Annotated in this window: 1 protein-coding gene; it reads left to right on the forward strand. The window is 40.7% G+C overall.

Annotated features, from left to right (window positions below):
- On the forward strand, positions 1-670 hold a 670-nt coding region (locus JC605_RS23635), incomplete at both ends, for a hypothetical protein (RefSeq protein ID WP_198858536.1).

Below are 670 nucleotides of genomic sequence, written 5' to 3' on the forward strand. Positions count from 1 at the left end.
TATGAAAGATTATTTTTTATTAATCCTCTTGCTCTTTATTTTTTCCTGTGGTTATTCACAAGTAGAAGATTCTAAGTTGTCTCTTGATGAAATGAATAAGAAAAGGCAAAATCCGGTTGAAGGACTCAGGAGTATTTATGGACAGGCTATATTAGTTCCCGACACGGGAGAAGGTACAGCCCAGTCGTATAGTATTCAGCCCGTTTGGCCTTTTAAAATTAGCAGCAAAATAAAATTGATTACTTACACTATAATCCCAATCCAGCATATTCCGGCATTTGATAAAAATGGCGAATCGACAACCGGGTTGGGCAATATTCTTTTTAACGGATATTTTACCCCAATAGAAAAAAAAGGAAGGCTTATTTGGGGGGCTGGCCCCGCTGTACAATTCCCTACAAGAACAGATGCTGCTCTGGGATCCAACAAAGTAAGTATGGGACCATCGGGTCTGTTGTATTTCGCGGGCGAGAAATTCTCGGGCGGAATAGTGGCTCAGAACTATTGGTCATTAGGAGGGACGGGTGTTAATAAAGTAGATGAATTCAGCCTGCAGTATATTGCATACTATAACTTTAAACAGGGATGGTTTGCCATAAGTAATGCTACAATTGTAGCAAACTGGCTTGCGGCAGATAATCAAAAATGGCTGGTACCAGTAGGTGGGGGA

Origin of the sequence: Flavobacterium sp. IB48 (assembly GCF_016405855.1) — a bacterium.
GTDB lineage: Bacteria > Bacteroidota > Bacteroidia > Flavobacteriales > Flavobacteriaceae > Flavobacterium > Flavobacterium ginsengisoli.